The organism is Bradyrhizobium sp. 930_D9_N1_4 (assembly GCF_052076015.1).
Taxonomy (GTDB): Bacteria; Pseudomonadota; Alphaproteobacteria; order Rhizobiales; family Xanthobacteraceae; genus Bradyrhizobium.
The window spans coordinates 230,570-246,257 of the sequence record NZ_CP197236.1 but is presented as its reverse complement, the minus strand read 5'-3'; the positions used below and the strand labels follow the sequence as shown (position 1 = coordinate 246,257).

At 63.8% G+C, this 15,688-nt stretch carries 17 protein-coding genes; 14 read left to right on the top strand and 3 right to left on the bottom strand.

Translation table 11 applies throughout. The features are described 5' to 3' along the window. Positions 1 to 232 precede the first annotated feature (232 nt). The 12 genes from AB7532_RS01150 to xth all read left to right on the top strand — a co-directional run bounded on the left by AB7532_RS01150 (position 233) and on the right by xth (position 12,084). Positions 233 to 571 carry a P-II family nitrogen regulator gene (locus AB7532_RS01150; protein WP_008142802.1) on the top strand — a complete coding sequence of 113 codons (339 nt, stop codon included), beginning with the start codon at positions 233 to 235 and terminating at the stop codon, positions 569 to 571. A gap of 72 nt (positions 572 to 643) precedes the next feature. Beyond that, complete coding sequence (locus AB7532_RS01145; RefSeq protein WP_441233007.1) at positions 644 to 1,945, top strand: ammonium transporter; 1,302 nt, start codon at positions 644 to 646, stop codon at positions 1,943 to 1,945. Positions 1,946 to 2,002: 57 nt separating this feature from the next. Then, positions 2,003 to 2,317, top strand: a complete 315-nt coding sequence (locus AB7532_RS01140; protein ID WP_441233006.1) for an ArsR/SmtB family transcription factor — start codon at positions 2,003 to 2,005, stop codon at positions 2,315 to 2,317. Beyond that, positions 2,314 to 2,670 carry an SRPBCC family protein gene (locus AB7532_RS01135; protein ID WP_441233005.1) on the top strand — a complete coding sequence of 119 codons (357 nt, stop codon included), beginning with the start codon at positions 2,314 to 2,316 and terminating at the stop codon, positions 2,668 to 2,670. Before AB7532_RS01140 ends, AB7532_RS01135 begins: the two co-directional genes overlap by 4 nt. A 41-nt stretch (positions 2,671 to 2,711) precedes the next feature. Then, positions 2,712 to 3,314, top strand: a complete 603-nt coding sequence (locus tag AB7532_RS01130) for an ATP-dependent Clp protease proteolytic subunit (protein ID WP_441233004.1) — start codon at positions 2,712 to 2,714, stop codon at positions 3,312 to 3,314. Between the two features lie 413 nt (positions 3,315 to 3,727). Next, positions 3,728 to 4,066, top strand: a complete 339-nt coding sequence (locus AB7532_RS01125) for a P-II family nitrogen regulator (protein ID WP_008142813.1) — start codon at positions 3,728 to 3,730, stop codon at positions 4,064 to 4,066. Between the two features lie 37 nt (positions 4,067 to 4,103). Further along, a complete protein-coding gene (locus AB7532_RS01120) occupies positions 4,104 to 5,552 on the top strand; it encodes an ammonium transporter (protein ID WP_441233003.1) in 1,449 nt (482 codons plus the stop codon). A 204-nt stretch (positions 5,553 to 5,756) separates the two neighbouring features. Next, on the top strand, positions 5,757 to 6,161 hold the full coding sequence (locus AB7532_RS01115; RefSeq protein ID WP_441233002.1) for a GFA family protein: 405 nt from the start codon (positions 5,757 to 5,759) through the stop codon (positions 6,159 to 6,161). Between the two features lie 326 nt (positions 6,162 to 6,487). After that, the gene (locus AB7532_RS01110) at positions 6,488 to 7,702 is read left to right on the top strand and encodes an aminotransferase class I/II-fold pyridoxal phosphate-dependent enzyme (RefSeq protein WP_441233001.1); all 1,215 of its coding nucleotides are present in this window, start codon (positions 6,488 to 6,490) and stop codon (positions 7,700 to 7,702) included. Between the two features lie 9 nt (positions 7,703 to 7,711). Further along, positions 7,712 to 10,198, top strand: coding sequence for a DNA translocase FtsK (locus AB7532_RS01105; RefSeq protein ID WP_441233000.1), 2,487 nt, complete (start codon positions 7,712 to 7,714; stop codon positions 10,196 to 10,198). Between the two features lie 152 nt (positions 10,199 to 10,350). Next, positions 10,351 to 11,106, top strand: coding sequence for an outer membrane lipoprotein carrier protein LolA (locus tag AB7532_RS01100; protein WP_441239165.1), 756 nt, complete (start codon positions 10,351 to 10,353; stop codon positions 11,104 to 11,106). Between the two features lie 162 nt (positions 11,107 to 11,268). Then, the gene (gene xth / locus AB7532_RS01095) at positions 11,269 to 12,084 is read left to right on the top strand and encodes an exodeoxyribonuclease III (RefSeq protein WP_441232999.1); all 816 of its coding nucleotides are present in this window, start codon (positions 11,269 to 11,271) and stop codon (positions 12,082 to 12,084) included. A 2-nt stretch (positions 12,085 to 12,086) separates the two neighbouring features. Here xth and AB7532_RS01090 read toward each other — a convergent pair whose 3' ends face one another. Beyond that, positions 12,087 to 12,530: a cyclic nucleotide-binding domain-containing protein gene (locus AB7532_RS01090; RefSeq protein ID WP_441232998.1), complete on the bottom strand. Its 444-nt coding sequence runs from the start codon at positions 12,528 to 12,530 to the stop codon at positions 12,087 to 12,089. Positions 12,531 to 12,590: 60 nt separating this feature from the next. Beyond that, positions 12,591 to 13,277, bottom strand: coding sequence for a response regulator transcription factor (locus tag AB7532_RS01085; protein WP_008142830.1), 687 nt, complete (start codon positions 13,275 to 13,277; stop codon positions 12,591 to 12,593). 202 nt (positions 13,278 to 13,479) lie between these two features. On the opposite strand from AB7532_RS01085, the gene AB7532_RS01080 reads away from it, so the two are divergent. Both AB7532_RS01080 and AB7532_RS01075 read left to right on the top strand, forming a co-directional pair. Further along, complete coding sequence (locus AB7532_RS01080; RefSeq protein WP_441232997.1) at positions 13,480 to 14,049, top strand: L,D-transpeptidase family protein; 570 nt, start codon at positions 13,480 to 13,482, stop codon at positions 14,047 to 14,049. 6 nt (positions 14,050 to 14,055) lie between these two features. Then, complete coding sequence (locus AB7532_RS01075; RefSeq protein WP_441232996.1) at positions 14,056 to 14,841, top strand: 2-keto-4-pentenoate hydratase; 786 nt, start codon at positions 14,056 to 14,058, stop codon at positions 14,839 to 14,841. Between the two features lie 139 nt (positions 14,842 to 14,980). Here the strand turns inward: AB7532_RS01075 and AB7532_RS01070 are convergent, their stop codons facing one another. Continuing rightward, positions 14,981 to 15,670: a YggS family pyridoxal phosphate-dependent enzyme gene (locus tag AB7532_RS01070; protein ID WP_441232995.1), complete on the bottom strand. Its 690-nt coding sequence runs from the start codon at positions 15,668 to 15,670 to the stop codon at positions 14,981 to 14,983. Positions 15,671 to 15,688: the final 18 nt, after the last annotated feature.

Genomic DNA, 15,688 nt, shown 5'->3' with positions numbered 1-15,688 from the left:
ACATACTTATGTACCGGCCGGAACGCTTGGGTTCACGCATCCATGCCAAAAATGCATTGTGAGGGATGAACGGCTGCCCTGTACAGAGGCGGCCGTTCACATGGCCCCCCTTGGCCAAACGTTTTTCCGCTTCAATCTGCAACATTTTTATGCCATTTGCCCGGAAAGATGCCAGATTGACGCTGCGCCGGGGACATACGGCGCGACGCATCCCCGGGGAATAGGCCTGACCATGAAACTCGTCGTCGCGATCATCAAACCCTTCAAGCTCGATGAAGTCCGCCAGGCGCTGACGGCGATCGGCGTCCATGGCATGACCGTGACCGAGGTCAAGGGTTATGGCCGCCAGAAGGGCCACACCGAGATCTATCGCGGCGCCGAATATGTCGTGAACTTCCTGCCGAAGCTCCGCATCGAGATCGCAGTCGCCTCCGACGTCGCCGACAAGGCGGTCGCCGTGATCACCGCGACCGCGCGCACCGGGCAGATCGGCGACGGCAAGATCTTCGTCACGCCGATCGACCACGCGCTGCGCATCCGCACCGGCGAAACCGACAGCGACGCGCTTTAAGAAAACTTCTTCGATCGCACCGGGCAACGACGCCACAGCGTGCGACGCAATTTCTATGCTGGGGGAAATGACATGGCGGGATTGTTGCGCCGCGCGGCCGTTATGGCTGCGCCGGTCGGACTTATGTCGATCGTTGCCGTGCCGGCACATGCCGCGGACTTCCAGATCAACACCGCCGACACCGCCTGGATGATCGTCGCCACCGCGCTGGTGCTGATGATGACGATCCCGGGCCTGGCGCTGTTCTACTCCGGCATGGTGCGCAAGAAGAACGTGCTTGCGACCATGGCGCAGAGCCTCGCCGCGGTGACGATCATCTCCATTCTCTGGGTCGCGTTCGGCTATTCGCTCTGCTTCGTCGGCGACGGTCCGTGGATCGGCACGCTCGACCGCTGGTTCCTCGCGGGCATGACGATGGACAGCGTCAACCCGGCGGCGAAGACGATCCCGGAAGCGTTGTTCATGCTCTACCAGATGACCTTTGCCATCATCACGGTGGCGCTGGTCGCGGGCGCGGTCGCCGACCGGATGCGGTTCTCAGCCTATCTCGTGTTTTCGGTCGGCTGGTTCATCTTCGTCTACATTCCCCTGGCGCATTGGGTGTGGGGCGGCGGCTTCCTTGCCAGCATGGGCGTGCTGGATTTCGCCGGCGGCCTCGTCGTGCATCTGTCGGCCGGCACCGCGGGCCTCGTCGCCGCCAAGGTGATGGGGCGTCGTCACGGCTACGGCACCGAAAATCTCTCGCCGTTCGATCTGTCGCTCGCGGTGATGGGCACCGGCTTGTTGTGGGTCGGCTGGTTCGGCTTCAACGGCGGCTCGGCCGGCGCGGCCAATTCGCGCGCGGTGCTGGCGATCATCGCGACGCATCTTGCGGCCTGCTCCGGCGCGCTGACCTGGGGCGCGATCGAATGGTCGACCCGGCGCAAGCCTTCGGTGCTCGGCATGATCTCCGGCGCGGTCGCGGGTCTCGGCACCATCACGCCGGCTTCGGGCTTCGTCGCACCATGGCATGGCATCGTCATCGGCATCGTCGCAGGCGCAGTGTGCTACTGGGCCTGCACCTGGCTGAAGCACCGCTTCAACTATGACGATTCGCTCGACGTGTTCGGCGTCCACGGCATCGGCGGCCTGACCGGCACCCTGCTGGCCGGCGTGTTTGCGACCAGCGCGATCGGCGGCACCGCCGGCCTGCTCGAGGGCCATCCGCGGCAGCTCCTGATCCAGCTCTACGGGGTCGCGGTCACCTTCGTTTGGGCGGCGGGCGTAAGCTTCGTCCTGCTCAAGCTGGTCGCGCTGTTCGTGCCCTTGCGAGTCTCACGCGAGCACGAGCTCGAGGGGCTCGATATCTCTCAGCACGGCGAAGCGCTTCAATAATCGGGGCTTCAACAATCAGGACTTGCGCAACACATAAGCAAATGCTTATGTGTTGGCATGATCGAAGCCGACATCTTCAAGGCGCTGGCCGACCCGACCCGCCGCAAGGTCTTTGAGAAGCTCGCCGGCGGAAGCCTGAATGCGAGCGCCTTGCGCGACGGATTGGAGATCAGCCAGCCGGCGATGTCGCAGCATCTTGCGGTGCTGCGCGGGGCAGGCCTGGTGCGCGAACAGCGGCAGGGCCGGTTTGTGAATTACGAAGTTGATCCCGACGGAATCGTCGCCATCGGAGCCTGGCTTGCGCGCTACCGCGCCTATTGGCCGAAACGCATGGATGCCCTCGCCGATCTCTTGAAGGATATGGATCAATGAGCGACGCCGTGAAGCCTGATCATTCCGACGCAAATCTGGTGCTCGAATACGAATTCGATGCACCGCCGGCAAAAGTCTGGCGCGCGGTGACCATTCCGGCGTTGCGCGAGCGCTGGCTGCCGAATTCGGACCTTGCGGGCGCTGAGCCTCAATCATCGATCCCGGGCGAAGAGGTGAGCTATCGCCTTCGCGATTCCGAACCGCCGTTTCGCGAAAGCCACGTCACCTTCCGGATCGAGCCGAACGAAGATGGCGGTACCCGCGTTCGCATCGTCCAGCAAGCCTGCAACATCGGCGTAAAGCTGCCGAAACCAGCCAATAGCAATTGCTGCATGATGCGCGCGGCAGCCTGACAACACATCCACTTCATCATCTGCAGATATGGAGGTCGCCGATGCGCGACATGCTTCAGCTCGTCCCTATGGTCGTCGAGCAATCCGCCCGCGGCGAACGATCCTTCGACATCTACTCGCGGCTTTTGCGCGAGCGCATCATCTTCCTTAACGGCGAGGTCAATGACGCGATGTCGGGCCTCGTCTGCGCGCAACTGCTGTTCCTGGAGGCGGAGAATCCCAACAGGCCGATCAATCTCTACATCAATTCCTATGGCGGCGTGATCACGAGCGGGCTGGCCATGTACGACACAATGCAGTTCATCAAGGCGCCGGTTCATACGCTGTGCATGGGGACCGCGCGCTCCATGGGCTCGTTCCTGCTGATGGCCGGCGAACCCGGTCACCGCGCCGCGCTGCCCAATGCAAGCCTCCACGTGCATCAGCCGCTCGGCGGCTTCCAGGGCCAGGCCTCCGACATCCTGATTCATGCCACCGAAATGCAGGAGACCAAGCGGCGCATCACCCGGCTCTACGCGCAGCATTGCGGGCGCTCGGAGGCGGAGGTGGAACGGACACTTGACCGCGACCACTTCATGACCGCGCAGCAAGGGGTCGAATGGGGATTGGTCGACCGGGTTTTTTCCGAGCGCGAGGCTGCCTGACCGTCCGACAGGGGCCCGGGCCGATCAGCTCCGTTGCGCGCATCCTGTGAGCACGGCGCGAGCGGGTTCGATATTTCGCCGCGCAAGAAGGCGCTCCAACACGTCACCCCTGTAACTGATTACCTTTGGGCTGCCCGACGCGTGAGCATCATTGTGTCGGCAGCCTGTCGTGCCTGTTTTTTGCTCAGCCGTGGTCACGTATTGAGCGCGACGTATTAGCGCACTGCAGCGCAACACGCGCCAAACGCGAAAACACCCGTTTTCATAGTCCGTTAGGCAAGCCGCCCGATCTGGCACGGCATTTGATTCTATGGGTCGTGGCTGTGCCCGCGTAGTGAACTTTCTCCCTCGTGGCGAACCAGTCGAGAAACGCCCGGCCACGTCCGGACCGGGCCCAAGCGGGGATAGGACCCATGAAAATTGTTATGGCGATTATCAAGCCATTCAAGCTGGAAGAAGTCCGGGACGCCCTGACCGCCATCGGCGTTCACGGTCTCACGGTGACGGAAGTCAAGGGATATGGCCGCCAGAAAGGCCATACGGAAATCTATCGCGGCGCCGAATATGCCGTGAGCTTCCTGCCCAAGATCAAGATCGAAGTCGCTGTCGCCTCCGACCAGGTCGACAAGACCATCGATGCCATCACATCCGCCGCGAAAACCGGACAGATCGGCGACGGCAAGATCTTCGTCATCAACCTCGACCACGCGGTTCGCATCCGCACCGGCGAGGCCGATGCCGCGGCCCTCTGATTTCGCGCTCAACCATTACCAATCAGGAGTGAATACAATGACGTTTAAGCGTCCCTACGGCGCGGGATTGGCGGCTCTCGCAGTCGGCATGTTCGCTGCGACCGCGGCCTATGCCGAGCCAACGGTCAACAAGGGAGACAACGCCTGGATGCTGACATCGACAGTGCTCGTGCTGTTGATGACGATCCCGGGTCTCGCGCTGTTCTACGGCGGCCTCGTCCGTTCCAAGAACATGCTCTCCGTTCTGATGCAGGTGTTCTACACCGTCTGCGTCGTCACCGTGATCTGGGCCGTCTACGGCTACAGCCTTGCCTTCACCGGCGGTTCCGACTTCATCGGCGGCTTCTCCAAGGCCTTCATGATGGGCGTCACCACCGACACGAAGGCCGCGACCTTCTCGGTCGACGCCAACATCTCGGAGCTCATCTACATGTGCTTCCAGATGACCTTCGCGGCGATCACGCCCGCCCTCATCGTCGGCGCCTTTGCCGAGCGCATGAAGTTCGCGGCGGTCGCTCTGTTCGTTCCGCTCTGGGTCACGCTGATCTACTTCCCGATCGCGCACATGGTCTGGTACTGGCCCGGCCCGGACATGATCCAGGACGCTGCCAAGGCTCTGGCTGCTGCAACTGACGCAGCGGCGAAGACCGCGGCGCAGGCCAAGCTCGACGAGATCAACGCCGACGCCGGCTGGATCTTCAAGAAGGGCGCGATCGACTTCGCAGGCGGCACCGTGGTGCACATCAACGCCGGCATCGCAGGTCTCGTCGGCGCTCTGCTGATCGGCAAGCGCGTCGGCTACGGCAAGGAGCTGATGGCTCCGCACTCGCTGACGATGTCGATGATCGGCGCCTCGCTGCTCTGGGTCGGCTGGTTCGGCTTCAACGCCGGCTCCAACCTCGAAGCCAATGGCGGCGCGGCCCTGGCCATGACCAACTCCTTCGTCGCCACCGCAGCCGCCGCGCTGTCGTGGATGTTCGCGGAGTGGATCATCAAGGGTCACCCGTCGGTCCTCGGCGTCATCTCCGGCGCTGTCGCGGGCCTCGTGGCCGTCACCCCTGCCGCCGGCTTCTCCGGCGTCATGGGTGCGATCGTCCTCGGCCTGATCGTCGGCGTGGTCTGCCTGTTCTTCTGCACCGTCGTGAAGAACGCGCTCGGCTACGATGACAGTCTCGATGTGTTCGGCGTGCACTGCGTCGGCGGCATCGTCGGCGCCCTCGGCACCGGCATCCTCGTCAACCCCGCCCTCGGCGGTGCTGGCATCATCGACTACACCGCGATCCCGCCGAAGGTCGCCGATTACGACTTCGCGGCGCAGATGCTCTCCCAGATCTGGGGCGTCGGCACCACGCTGGTGTGGTCGGGCATCGGTTCGGCGATCCTCTACAAGGTCGTCGATGTGATCGTTGGCCTCCGCGCCAATGTCGAGAGCGAGCGTGAAGGCCTCGACATCACCGAGCACACCGAGCGCGCCTACAACATGTAACTTTCCTCCCGGACGCGGTTCTCCTCGGGACCGCGTCCACAACTACGGTTCGGGCACATACCCGGCAATGCCCTGACCGTTGAGGGGCTCCAGCGCAAGTTGGAGCCCCTTTCTTTTTCATCCCGCGCGCGAAGAAAAATATTGCCATTCCGTACCGCCGGCGCAGAAATATCGACCACAACGAAAAACAATCGGGAGGTCGTCATGCGTTTGGAAGGCGGATGCTATTGCGGCGAAGTGCGCTACGTTTCCGAGGGCGAGGCGATGATGCAAGCCCAGTGTCATTGCCGCGAGTGCCAGTACATCTCGGGCGGCGCGCCCAACACTTTCATTGCGATGCCGGCGGCAGGCTTCAGCTACATCACCGGCAAACCCAAAGAGTTCACGCGCAAGGACCTCGCGCGCGCCGTGACGCGCGAATTCTGCGCCGAGTGCGGCACCCATCTCGTGACCAAGGTTCCGGGACTGCCGGCCGCGATCCTGAAGGTCGGCACCCTGGACGAGCCAAAACAGTTCCAGCCGCAGATGGCGATCTACACCTGCGACAAGCAGGAGTTTCACGCGATCCCCTCGGACATGGCGACGTTCGAGAAGCTGCCAGGGCACTGAGACCGTGCCGCGAAGACGGTGCAGTTTGCTTGCGGCCCATCCTTCGAGACGCCCGCCTCCGGCGGGCCCTCAGGATGAGGTCGCGTTTTGCGGTGAGATATTAGACCCTCATGGTGAGGAGCCCGCGAAAGCGGGCGTCTCGAACCATGCAGGCCGGGCTCGTCCGGCAGAATCCCGTCGTGATCCGGCCTCATTATTCCCGCTCTGGACGGACCCGCCAGCCGATGGTTAATCGCGTCTTAACCTCGCCCTATCTATGGTGAACTGAACCGCTTTCCCGTCGGCGCCTTGTGCGTCCGGCTGTTCCAAGAGTGCTGGCGTCCAGAATGGCTATGACCGCTTCATCCCGTGCGCCGCTGGAAGGTGGAAGCTCCAACAACGCACGCTCGCCCTTCGTCCGGCTGAACGAGCTGCTGGCACCGCATCAGCCTGGCAAGCCCTTGATTTCGCTCGCGGTCGGCGAGCCGCAGCATCCCGTGCCCGACTTCGTCGCCCCGGTGCTGGCCAAGCACATCGCCGATTTCGGCCGCTACCCGATGAACCAAGGCACCGACCCGTTCCGCCAGGCCGCGAGCACCTGGCTGTCGTCGCGCTTCAACCTGCCGCGACCGCTCGACCCCAAAACCGAGATTCTCGTCCTCAATGGCAGTCGCGAGGGGCTGTTCCTCGCCGCGATCGCGGCGGCGCGCTATGTCGGTCCGCGTCCCGGCAAGCCCGCCATCCTGATGCCGAACCCGTTCTATCCGGTCTATGGCGCCGGCGCCGGGGCTGCAGCCTGCGAGCCGGTCTATCTGCCGACCACCGTCGAAAACGGCTTCCTGCCCGATCTCGACGCCATCGACGACGCCACGCTGGCGCGCACCGTGGCGTTCTATCTGGCCTCGCCCGCCAATCCGCAAGGCTCGGTCGCCTCGCGCGAATACTTCACGCGCCTGAAGGGGCTCGCCGATCGCTACGGCTTCATGATCCTCAGCGACGAGTGCTATTCCGAGATCTACACCCGCGAGGCGCCGGGCAGCGCGCTCGAATGCGCCGGCCTCGATTTCACCCGCGTGGCTGCGTTCCAGTCGTTGTCGAAGCGCTCGAACCTGCCGGGCCTGCGTGTCGGCTTCGCCGCCGGCGACAAGAAATTCATCGGCATGTTCCTCGAGCTGCGCAATATCGCGGCGCCCCAGGTGCCGGTGCCGCTCCAGCACGTCGCGACCTTTGCCTATGGCGACGAGGCGCATGTCGAGGAGAACCGCAGGCTCTACCGGATCAAGTTCGATCTCGCCGACCAGATCATCGGCAATCGTTACGGCTATCGCCGGCCCGACGCCGGCTTCTGCGTCTGGCTCAACACGTCCGAACTCGGCGACGACGTGTCCGTGTGCCTGAAGCTCTTCACGGAAGCAGGCGTGCGCGTGGTGCCCGGCAGCTTTTTGGCGCGGCAGCAGCCTGACGGATTCAATCCCGGTGCGGGCTACATCCGCCTGGCGCTGGTGCAGGATAGCGAGACCACGGCGCAGGCGCTGCACCGGCTGGTCGAGACTCTGGGTTAGGCGGGGCCCGTGAGCATGTCGGCAATCGAACGTGTCATTCCACTGGTCGGCCATCTGCCGCCCTCGATCCGCGAGGGATTGGCGCGGCGTGCGCGCGAGCTCACCGGGCTCGGCCTGATTGCACTGTCGGGCGTCGCCTCGGCGGCGATGATGACCTGGTCGGTGCAGGACCCCAGTCTCAGCCACGCGACCTCGCGGCCGATCCGCAACATTCTCGGCTATGCCGGCGCGATCGGTGCCGACCTTGCCATGCAGATCCTCGGGCTCGGCGCGATCATGCTGGTCCTGACCGTCGCGGTCTGGGGCTGGCGCATGATGACGCATCGCCCGTTCGACCGCGAAGCGCTGCGGCTGGGCTCCTGGATTCTCTGCACCGTGATCGCCGCGGGCTTCGTCAGCTGCTGGCCGCATGGCGGCGCATGGCCGCTGCCGACCGGCCTCGGCGGCGTGGTCGGCGACGCCCTGGTGCGCGCGCCTGCCGTGATCTTCGGACCGGCCGGCACCATCTATCGCATCGTGCTGGGCACGATCCTGTTCGCCGCAATGGCCGCGACCTTCCTGATCGCCTGCGGCCTCGGCTCACGCGCGCATGACGACGAGCTCGCCGAGATCGAGGACGAAGACAAGCCGCTCGACGAGGACGAGGGGAGCGATCGCGGCTCGGTGTCGCTGGGCTGGCTGTTCCATGCGTTGATGAGCACCAAGGCGCGGCTGATCTGGCTGTGTGGTGCTGCTTACCGCTCGCTGGTCTCGAGCGGACCGAAGACCAAGGCCGTTGCGTTCAGCCGGCAGGAGCCGAAGCTCGGCGGCGGCCGCGCTGCACCCTCGATCTCGCCGCAGTCCGAAGACGAAGACTACGAGGACGCGCACGAAGAAGAGGAAGTCGACGACGAGGAGGAGGAAGAGGAGGAGCCGGCCGCGCGCGCCCCGCGCAAGAAGGCTGCGCCAAAACCCGCCTCCAAGAAATCCTCCGACAAGTTCGAGCTTCCGTCCGTCTCCGTGCTGGCCGCGCCCAAGGCCGGCGATCGCCAGCCGCTCAGCAAGGCCGAGCTGGAAGCCAATTCGCGCGCGCTCGAAGGCGTGCTGCAGGATTTCGGCGTGCGCGGCGAGATCGTGAAGGCCAATCCCGGTCCTGTCGTCACGCTGTACGAGCTGGAGCCGGCGCCCGGTATCAAATCGTCGCGCGTAATCGGGCTTGCCGACGATATCGCCCGTTCGATGAGCGCGCTGTCGGCGCGCGTCGCGGTCGTACCCGGCCGCAACGCCATCGGCATCGAATTGCCGAATGCGCATCGCGAAAAGGTCTATCTGCGCGAACTGCTGGTCGCCAAGGAGACTGTCGATTCGGTTGCGAAACTTCCGCTCTGCCTCGGCAAGACCATCGGCGGCGACCCCGTCATCATCGACCTCGCGCGCACGCCGCACATGCTGATCGCCGGCACCACCGGCTCCGGCAAGTCGGTCGCGATCAACACCATGATCCTCAGCCTGGTCTACCGGCTGCGTCCGGACCAGTGCCGGCTGATCATGGTCGATCCGAAGATGCTCGAACTCTCCGTCTATGACGGCATTCCCCATTTGCTCACGCCCGTCGTGACCGACCCGAAGAAGGCGGTGGTCGCGCTGAAATGGGCCGTGCGCGAGATGGAAGAGCGCTACAAGAACATGGCCAAGCTCGGTGTGCGCAACATCGACGGCTACAATACCCGCCTGCTCGAATTGAAGGCCAAGGGCGAAGAGCCGACGCGCACGGTTCACACCGGCTTCGACAAGGAAACCGGCAAGGCGATCTACGAGGAAGAGAAACTCTCGCTCGATCCGCTGCCCTATATCGTCATCATCGTCGACGAAATGGCCGACCTGATGATGGTCGCCGGCAAGGACATCGAAGGCGCGGTGCAGCGCCTCGCGCAGATGGCGCGCGCCGCCGGCCTGCACGTGATCCTCGCGACGCAGCGTCCGTCGGTCGACGTCATCACCGGCACCATCAAGGCGAACTTCCCGACCCGCATCGCCTTCCAGGTCACCTCCAAGATCGACAGCCGCACCATTCTCGGCGAGATGGGCGCCGAGCAGCTGCTCGGCCAGGGCGACATGCTCTACATGGCCGGCGGTGGCCGCATCAGCCGCGTGCACGGACCGTTTGCGTCGGACGACGAAGTCGAGAAGGTGGTGCGTCACCTCAAGACGCAGGGCCAGCCCGAATATCTCGAAGCTGTTACCGCCGAAGAGCCGAGCGAGGACGAGGACGGCGGCGCGGTGTTCGACGCCAGCGGCATGGGCGCGGATGGCGGCGGCGACCTGTTCCAGCAGGCCGTTGCCATCGTCAAACGCGACCGCAAGGCCTCGACCAGCTACATCCAGCGCCGCCTGCAGATCGGCTACAACCGCGCCGCATCGCTGATGGAGCGGATGGAACTCGAAGGCATCGTCGGACCGGCCAACCATGCCGGCAAGCGCGAGATTCTGGTCGAGGAAGAAGACAGCCATATGTGAGGCAAGGGGCCTCCGAACATTATTTCACGCGAAATCGTTATCTGCTTTTGCCCGAAATCACGCTAAAAAGGCGCCCAGCCATACAGGACGACGCGTTGATCAGACATCCGGACATTCGATTCGCTGCCACCATCGCCGCGCGTAGCGCGCGCGTGGCCGGCGTGCTTCTCATCACCGCCGCGATGGTGACCGCGTCCTCGTTCGCGCAGAACGTCCCCGTGCCGAAACCCGCGCCGAAGGGCCGCGATGGCGGCGCGTCCGCCGGCGGGCCCACGATTACCGGCGCGACGCAGGCGCCGCCGAACCCCGTGATCCCGGATCCGCGACGCAACGTGCCGAGCAGCATCTTCCAGACCTTCGATGCCAACCAGAAGGCGCAGGCGGCCAAGGTGAGCGCCTACCTGTCGTCGCTCTCGACACTGGTCGGAAACTTCGTCCAGGTCGGTCCCGACGGCAGCAAGACGCAGGGCGATTTCTACATCCAGAAGCCCGGCAAGGTACGCTTCGAATATGACGCGCCGAGCCCGATCGACATCGTCGCCGACGGGTCCTCGCTCGTGGTACGCGACCGCAAGCTCGCGACGCAGGACGTCTATCCGCTGTCGCAGACGCCGCTGCGCTTCCTGCTGTCCGACCGCATCGACCTGATGAAGGACACCAACGTCGTCAGCGTCTCGGCCGACGACATCTTCGTCAGCGTCACCATCGAGGAGAAGCAGGCATTGGTCGGCACCAGCCGCCTGCTGCTGATGTTCGGCGCCAAGGACGGCCAGTTGAAGCAGTGGACCGTCACCGATCCGCAGGGCTACGACACCACGATCGCGGTCTACAATCTCGACGCGGGCAAGAAGCTCGATCCCAACATGTTCAAGATCGATTTCACGAATTACGGCCAGTCGCCGGGATAGACGGTGCGTCGTGCGTAGGATGGGTAGAGCGAAGCGAAACCCATCATTCCACGGCAGCCATTGATGGGTTTCGCTGCGCTCTACCCATCCTGCGGCGCTACGATTACACGCCCTGTGGACAAGCATTTTCCCCGCGCCATTCCATGCTAAGACGCATCCCTCATGCGTTTTTCCCTGACAACCTGGAATATCAACTCGGTGCGGCTGCGCATCGATCTGGTCGCGAAATTTCTCAAGAGCGCGCGGCCGGACGTACTGTGTCTGCAAGAGACCAAGTGCATCGACGACGCCTTTCCGCTGAAGCGCTTCAAGCGGCTCGGCTATGAGCACATCGCGCTGAACGGACAGAAGGGCTATCACGGCGTCGCCATCGTCTCGAAGATTCCGTTCGAATCGACCGACATCCGCACCTTCTGCGACAAGGTGGATTCGCGCCACATTTCCGTGTCCTTCGGGGACAAAGCCAACATCGCGAAGCCGCTCGTCGTGCATAATTTCTACGTGCCCGCCGGCGGCGACATTCCCGATCCCGCGCTGAACGAAAAATTCGACCACAAGCTTCGCTTCCTCGACGAGATGAAGGCGTGCGAACCGCTGCATCCGCGCGGGGAGGATCGTCACATCCTGGTCGGCGATCTCAACGTCGCGCCGCACGAGAACGACGTGTGGTCGCACAGGCAACTGCTGAAAGTGGTCTCGCACACGCCCATCGAGACCGAGAAGCTCAAGGCGGCGCTCGAAGCCGGCGAGTGGGTGGACGTCGCGCGCGATCGCATTCCGATGTCGGAGAAGGTCTACACGTGGTGGAGCTACCGCTCCGCGGACTGGACCGTCGGCGACCGCGGCCGCAGGCTCGACCACATCTGGGTCTCGCGCGCGTTGAGGGACGCCGTCAGCGATTTCAGGATTCTGCGCGATGCGCGGAGCTGGGAACGGCCGTCGGACCACGTGCCAGTGACGGTGACGCTGGAAGTGTAACCTCAGGACGTCAGCTTCGCGCCCGCCATCAATATGTCGCTCGCGATCTGACTCGACCGCACCGCGAATTCATCGCGCAAGCGTACGGCAGCGGCGGGATCGCTTTCGAGCACGCGCTGGAACAGGCTGCGCGCGACGCGGATGACGGAGGCGTGCTCCAGCGCGACCGCGCTTGAGGGCCGCTTCATCGGCACCACCAGCGCGAGCTCGCCGATCAGCGCGCCGGGACCTGCGATCATCTCCGCGCCGGCGCCGTCGTCGACGCGAAAGGCACCACGCTGGACCACGAAGCCGGCATCGGCGTCGTCACCGAGATTGAACAGGATGTCGCCACGGACGAAGTTGCGCTGCTCGGAGCCGATCGCCAGCATGCGCAACGAGGCGTCTCCCAACAGGCGCAGTGTCGGGACACGCTCGAGCAGCGCTACGTCGTCGTCGATTGACATTCCGGTCCGAGGCTCAAGGAACGCGCGAATTTACGACGAATCGCGCGCTTCTGGAACGTATCACGGCACCAGCTTGTAGCCACCGGCTTCCGTCACCAGGATTTCCGGGTTGGCGGCATCCTTCTCGATCTTCTGGCGAAGGCGGTAGATGTGGGTTTCCAGCGTGTGGGTGGTGACGCCGGAATTATAACCCCAGACCTCCTGGAGCAGGGTCTCGCGCGAGACCGGCATCTGGCCGGCCCGGTAGAGGAATCGGAGGATCGCCGTTTCCTTCTCGGTGAGGCGGACCTTGCGGGCATTGGCCGCGGTCAGCATCTTCGAGCCTGGACGGAAGGAGTAGGGGCCGACCGAGAACACCGCGTCCTCGCTGGCTTCGTGCTGGCGGAGCTGGGCGCGAATGCGGGCCAGCAGCACGGCGAAGCGGAAGGGTTTCGCGACGTAGTCGTTGGCGCCTGATTCCAGGCCCAAAATCGTGTCGGAATCGGTGTCATGCCCGGTCAGCATGATGATCGGGGCCTTGAACCCGCCCTTGCGCAGGGAACGGACGACCTCGCGGCCGTCGGTGTCGGGCAGGCCGACATCCATCAGCACGAGATCGGGGGAATTGGCCTTCGCGGCGCTCGCGCCCTTGGCGCCGGTGTCGACGGCGGAGGCTTCGAATTCTTCGTGCAGCGATAATTGCTCCACCAACGTGTCGCGCAGATCGGTATCGTCATCCACGATGAGGATCTTGCGGGCATTGGCCATAGGGGGTCATCCTTTTGGAGTCCGGCGAGGCGCGCATGCATGCTGCACCCAGCCGCGAGGGAAGTTTAGGGGTCGCCGTTATTATTGTTGTTCGTGTTGAAGTAGTGGGCTGTTACCGATTCACAAGCCAGAAGCACTCTAACTCAAAATAGCAGGCCGTTTTGATGAATGTCCTGTAATGAATTCGACATCGCACGTTCACATGAAAAACAAAGCTGCTTCAGTGAGTTACGCTCCCAAACGGAGCCCTGGTCCGGTTTCCGCGATCCGCGTTAAGGCTGCCGCCGGGAATCCGCGCCGGGGCTGGCTGACGGCGGGACATCTGACCATCCCGGTGGCGCTGGGGCGTGGCGGCATTCTTGCGAACAAGCGCGAGGGTGACGGCGGCACGCCAAGGGGCAGCTTCCGGCCCAGGCAATTGTGGTGGCGGGGCGACCGGTACAGCCGTCCGCAGACCTTTCTGCCGGCACGGCCCATCGGCGACACCGACGCCTGGTGCGAGGACCCAAATGACCGCCATTATAACCAGCCGATCCGGCTCGATCGGGGGCAGGGCGGCGACCGGCTCAAGCGCGCCGACCAACTCTATGACTTCATCATCGAAATCGACCACAACACCAAGCCTCGGATCGCGGGCCGCGGCAGCGCCGTATTCCTGCATCTGGCGCGCGACAATTTCGGTCCGACCGCAGGCTGCGTTTCCATGACCAGGGCGGCGATGCTCCAATTGCTGAAGCAGCTCGGACCCAAAACAAGAATCATCATCGGGTGAGGACACATGCTCGACAAGGATCAGATCGTCGCCGCATCGCATGCGCTGGTTGGACATTGGCGCGATGGCACCAAGTTTGACGCGCTGGAGCCGCGGTTGCGGCCGCAGGGCCGCGCTGATGGCTACGCGATCCAGGCCGCGCTCGAAACGCAATCGCTCGGAGAATTGTTCGGCTGGAAGATCGCGGCCACGAGCGAGTCCGGACAGAAGCATATCAATGTCGCGGGACCGTTGGCCGGCCGCATCATGAGCAGCACCGTGATCGCCGATGGGGGCACCGCCTCGATGAACGGCAACGCGATGCGCGTCGGCGAGCCGGAATTCGCCTTCCGCATGGGCCGCGATCTGCCGCCGCGCGCGACGCCGTACAGCGTCGACGACGTGCTCGCCGCCGTCGCGACCCTGCATCCCGCGATCGAGATTCCCGATTCGCGTTTTGGTGATTTCGCCGCCGCCGGCGAAGCGCAGCTCATCGCTGACAATGCGTGTGCGCATCTGTTCGTGCTGGGGGAGGCAACGACTGCAAACTGGCGCGCGATGGATCTCGTCGAGGAGCGGCCACAAATCACACTGCGCGGCCAGCACTATGTCGGTCACGGCAAGAACGTGCTCGGGGATCCCCGTGTTGCGCTGACGTGGCTTGCGAATGAGCTGAGCGGGCTCGGCATTACCTTGCGGGCAGGGGAGGTGGTGACGACAGGCACATGCCATCCGCCGCTGCCGATCCAGGCCGGCGATCATTTTGCGGTGGATTTCGGGGTGCTGGGGAGGGCGTCGGTGGGATTTGCGTAGGCGCCGCCTTACACGCCGCCGTCATTGCGAGCGTAGCGAAGCAATCCAGAATTCCTCTGTGGAAAGATTCTGGATTGCTTCGCTGCGCTCGCAATGACGAAATCAACAGCCCTTATGCGGCCCAGTCTTCGCCAATGGCTCACCGGTGCCCGAAGATCGCGCTCCCCACGCGCACATGGGTGGCACCCAGCATGATGGCGGTGGCGAAATCCGCGCTCATGCCCATCGAGAGCTTCTTCAAACCATTGCGCTCCGCGATCTTGGCGGTCAGTGCGAAATGGGCCGCCGGCGGCTCGTCGACCGGCGGGATGCACATCAGGCCCGCGATCGTCAGGCCGTAGGTCTCGCGGCAGCTCGCGATGAAGGCATCGGCCTCATCAGGAGCGATGCCCGCCTTCTGCGGCTCCTCGCCGATATTGATCTGGACGAACAGTTCCGGGTGCCTATTCTGGGATTCGATTTCCTTGGCTAACGCTTGGCAAATGCTAGGGCGGTCAACGGAATGGATGGCATCGAACAGCGCGACCGCCTCTTTCGCCTTGTTGGATTGCAGCGGGCCGATCAGATGCAGCGCGATGCCGGAGGTAACAGACGTTAACGCGGGCCACTTGCCCTTGGCTTCCTGCACCCGATTTTCGCCGAATACGCGCTGTCCGGCGTCGATTACCGGAGTAATTGCATCCGCGTCGAAAGTTTTCGACACCGCGATCAGCGTCACCGAGGCACGATCCGTGCGCGCTTCCTTGCAGGCGCGCGCAATTTCGGCCTCGACCGCGGCGAGCGCGTTTGGTGAATCGCCGGTTACCGGCGCGGCGTTTTCTGCTGTCATGATATCGATTGATTAGGG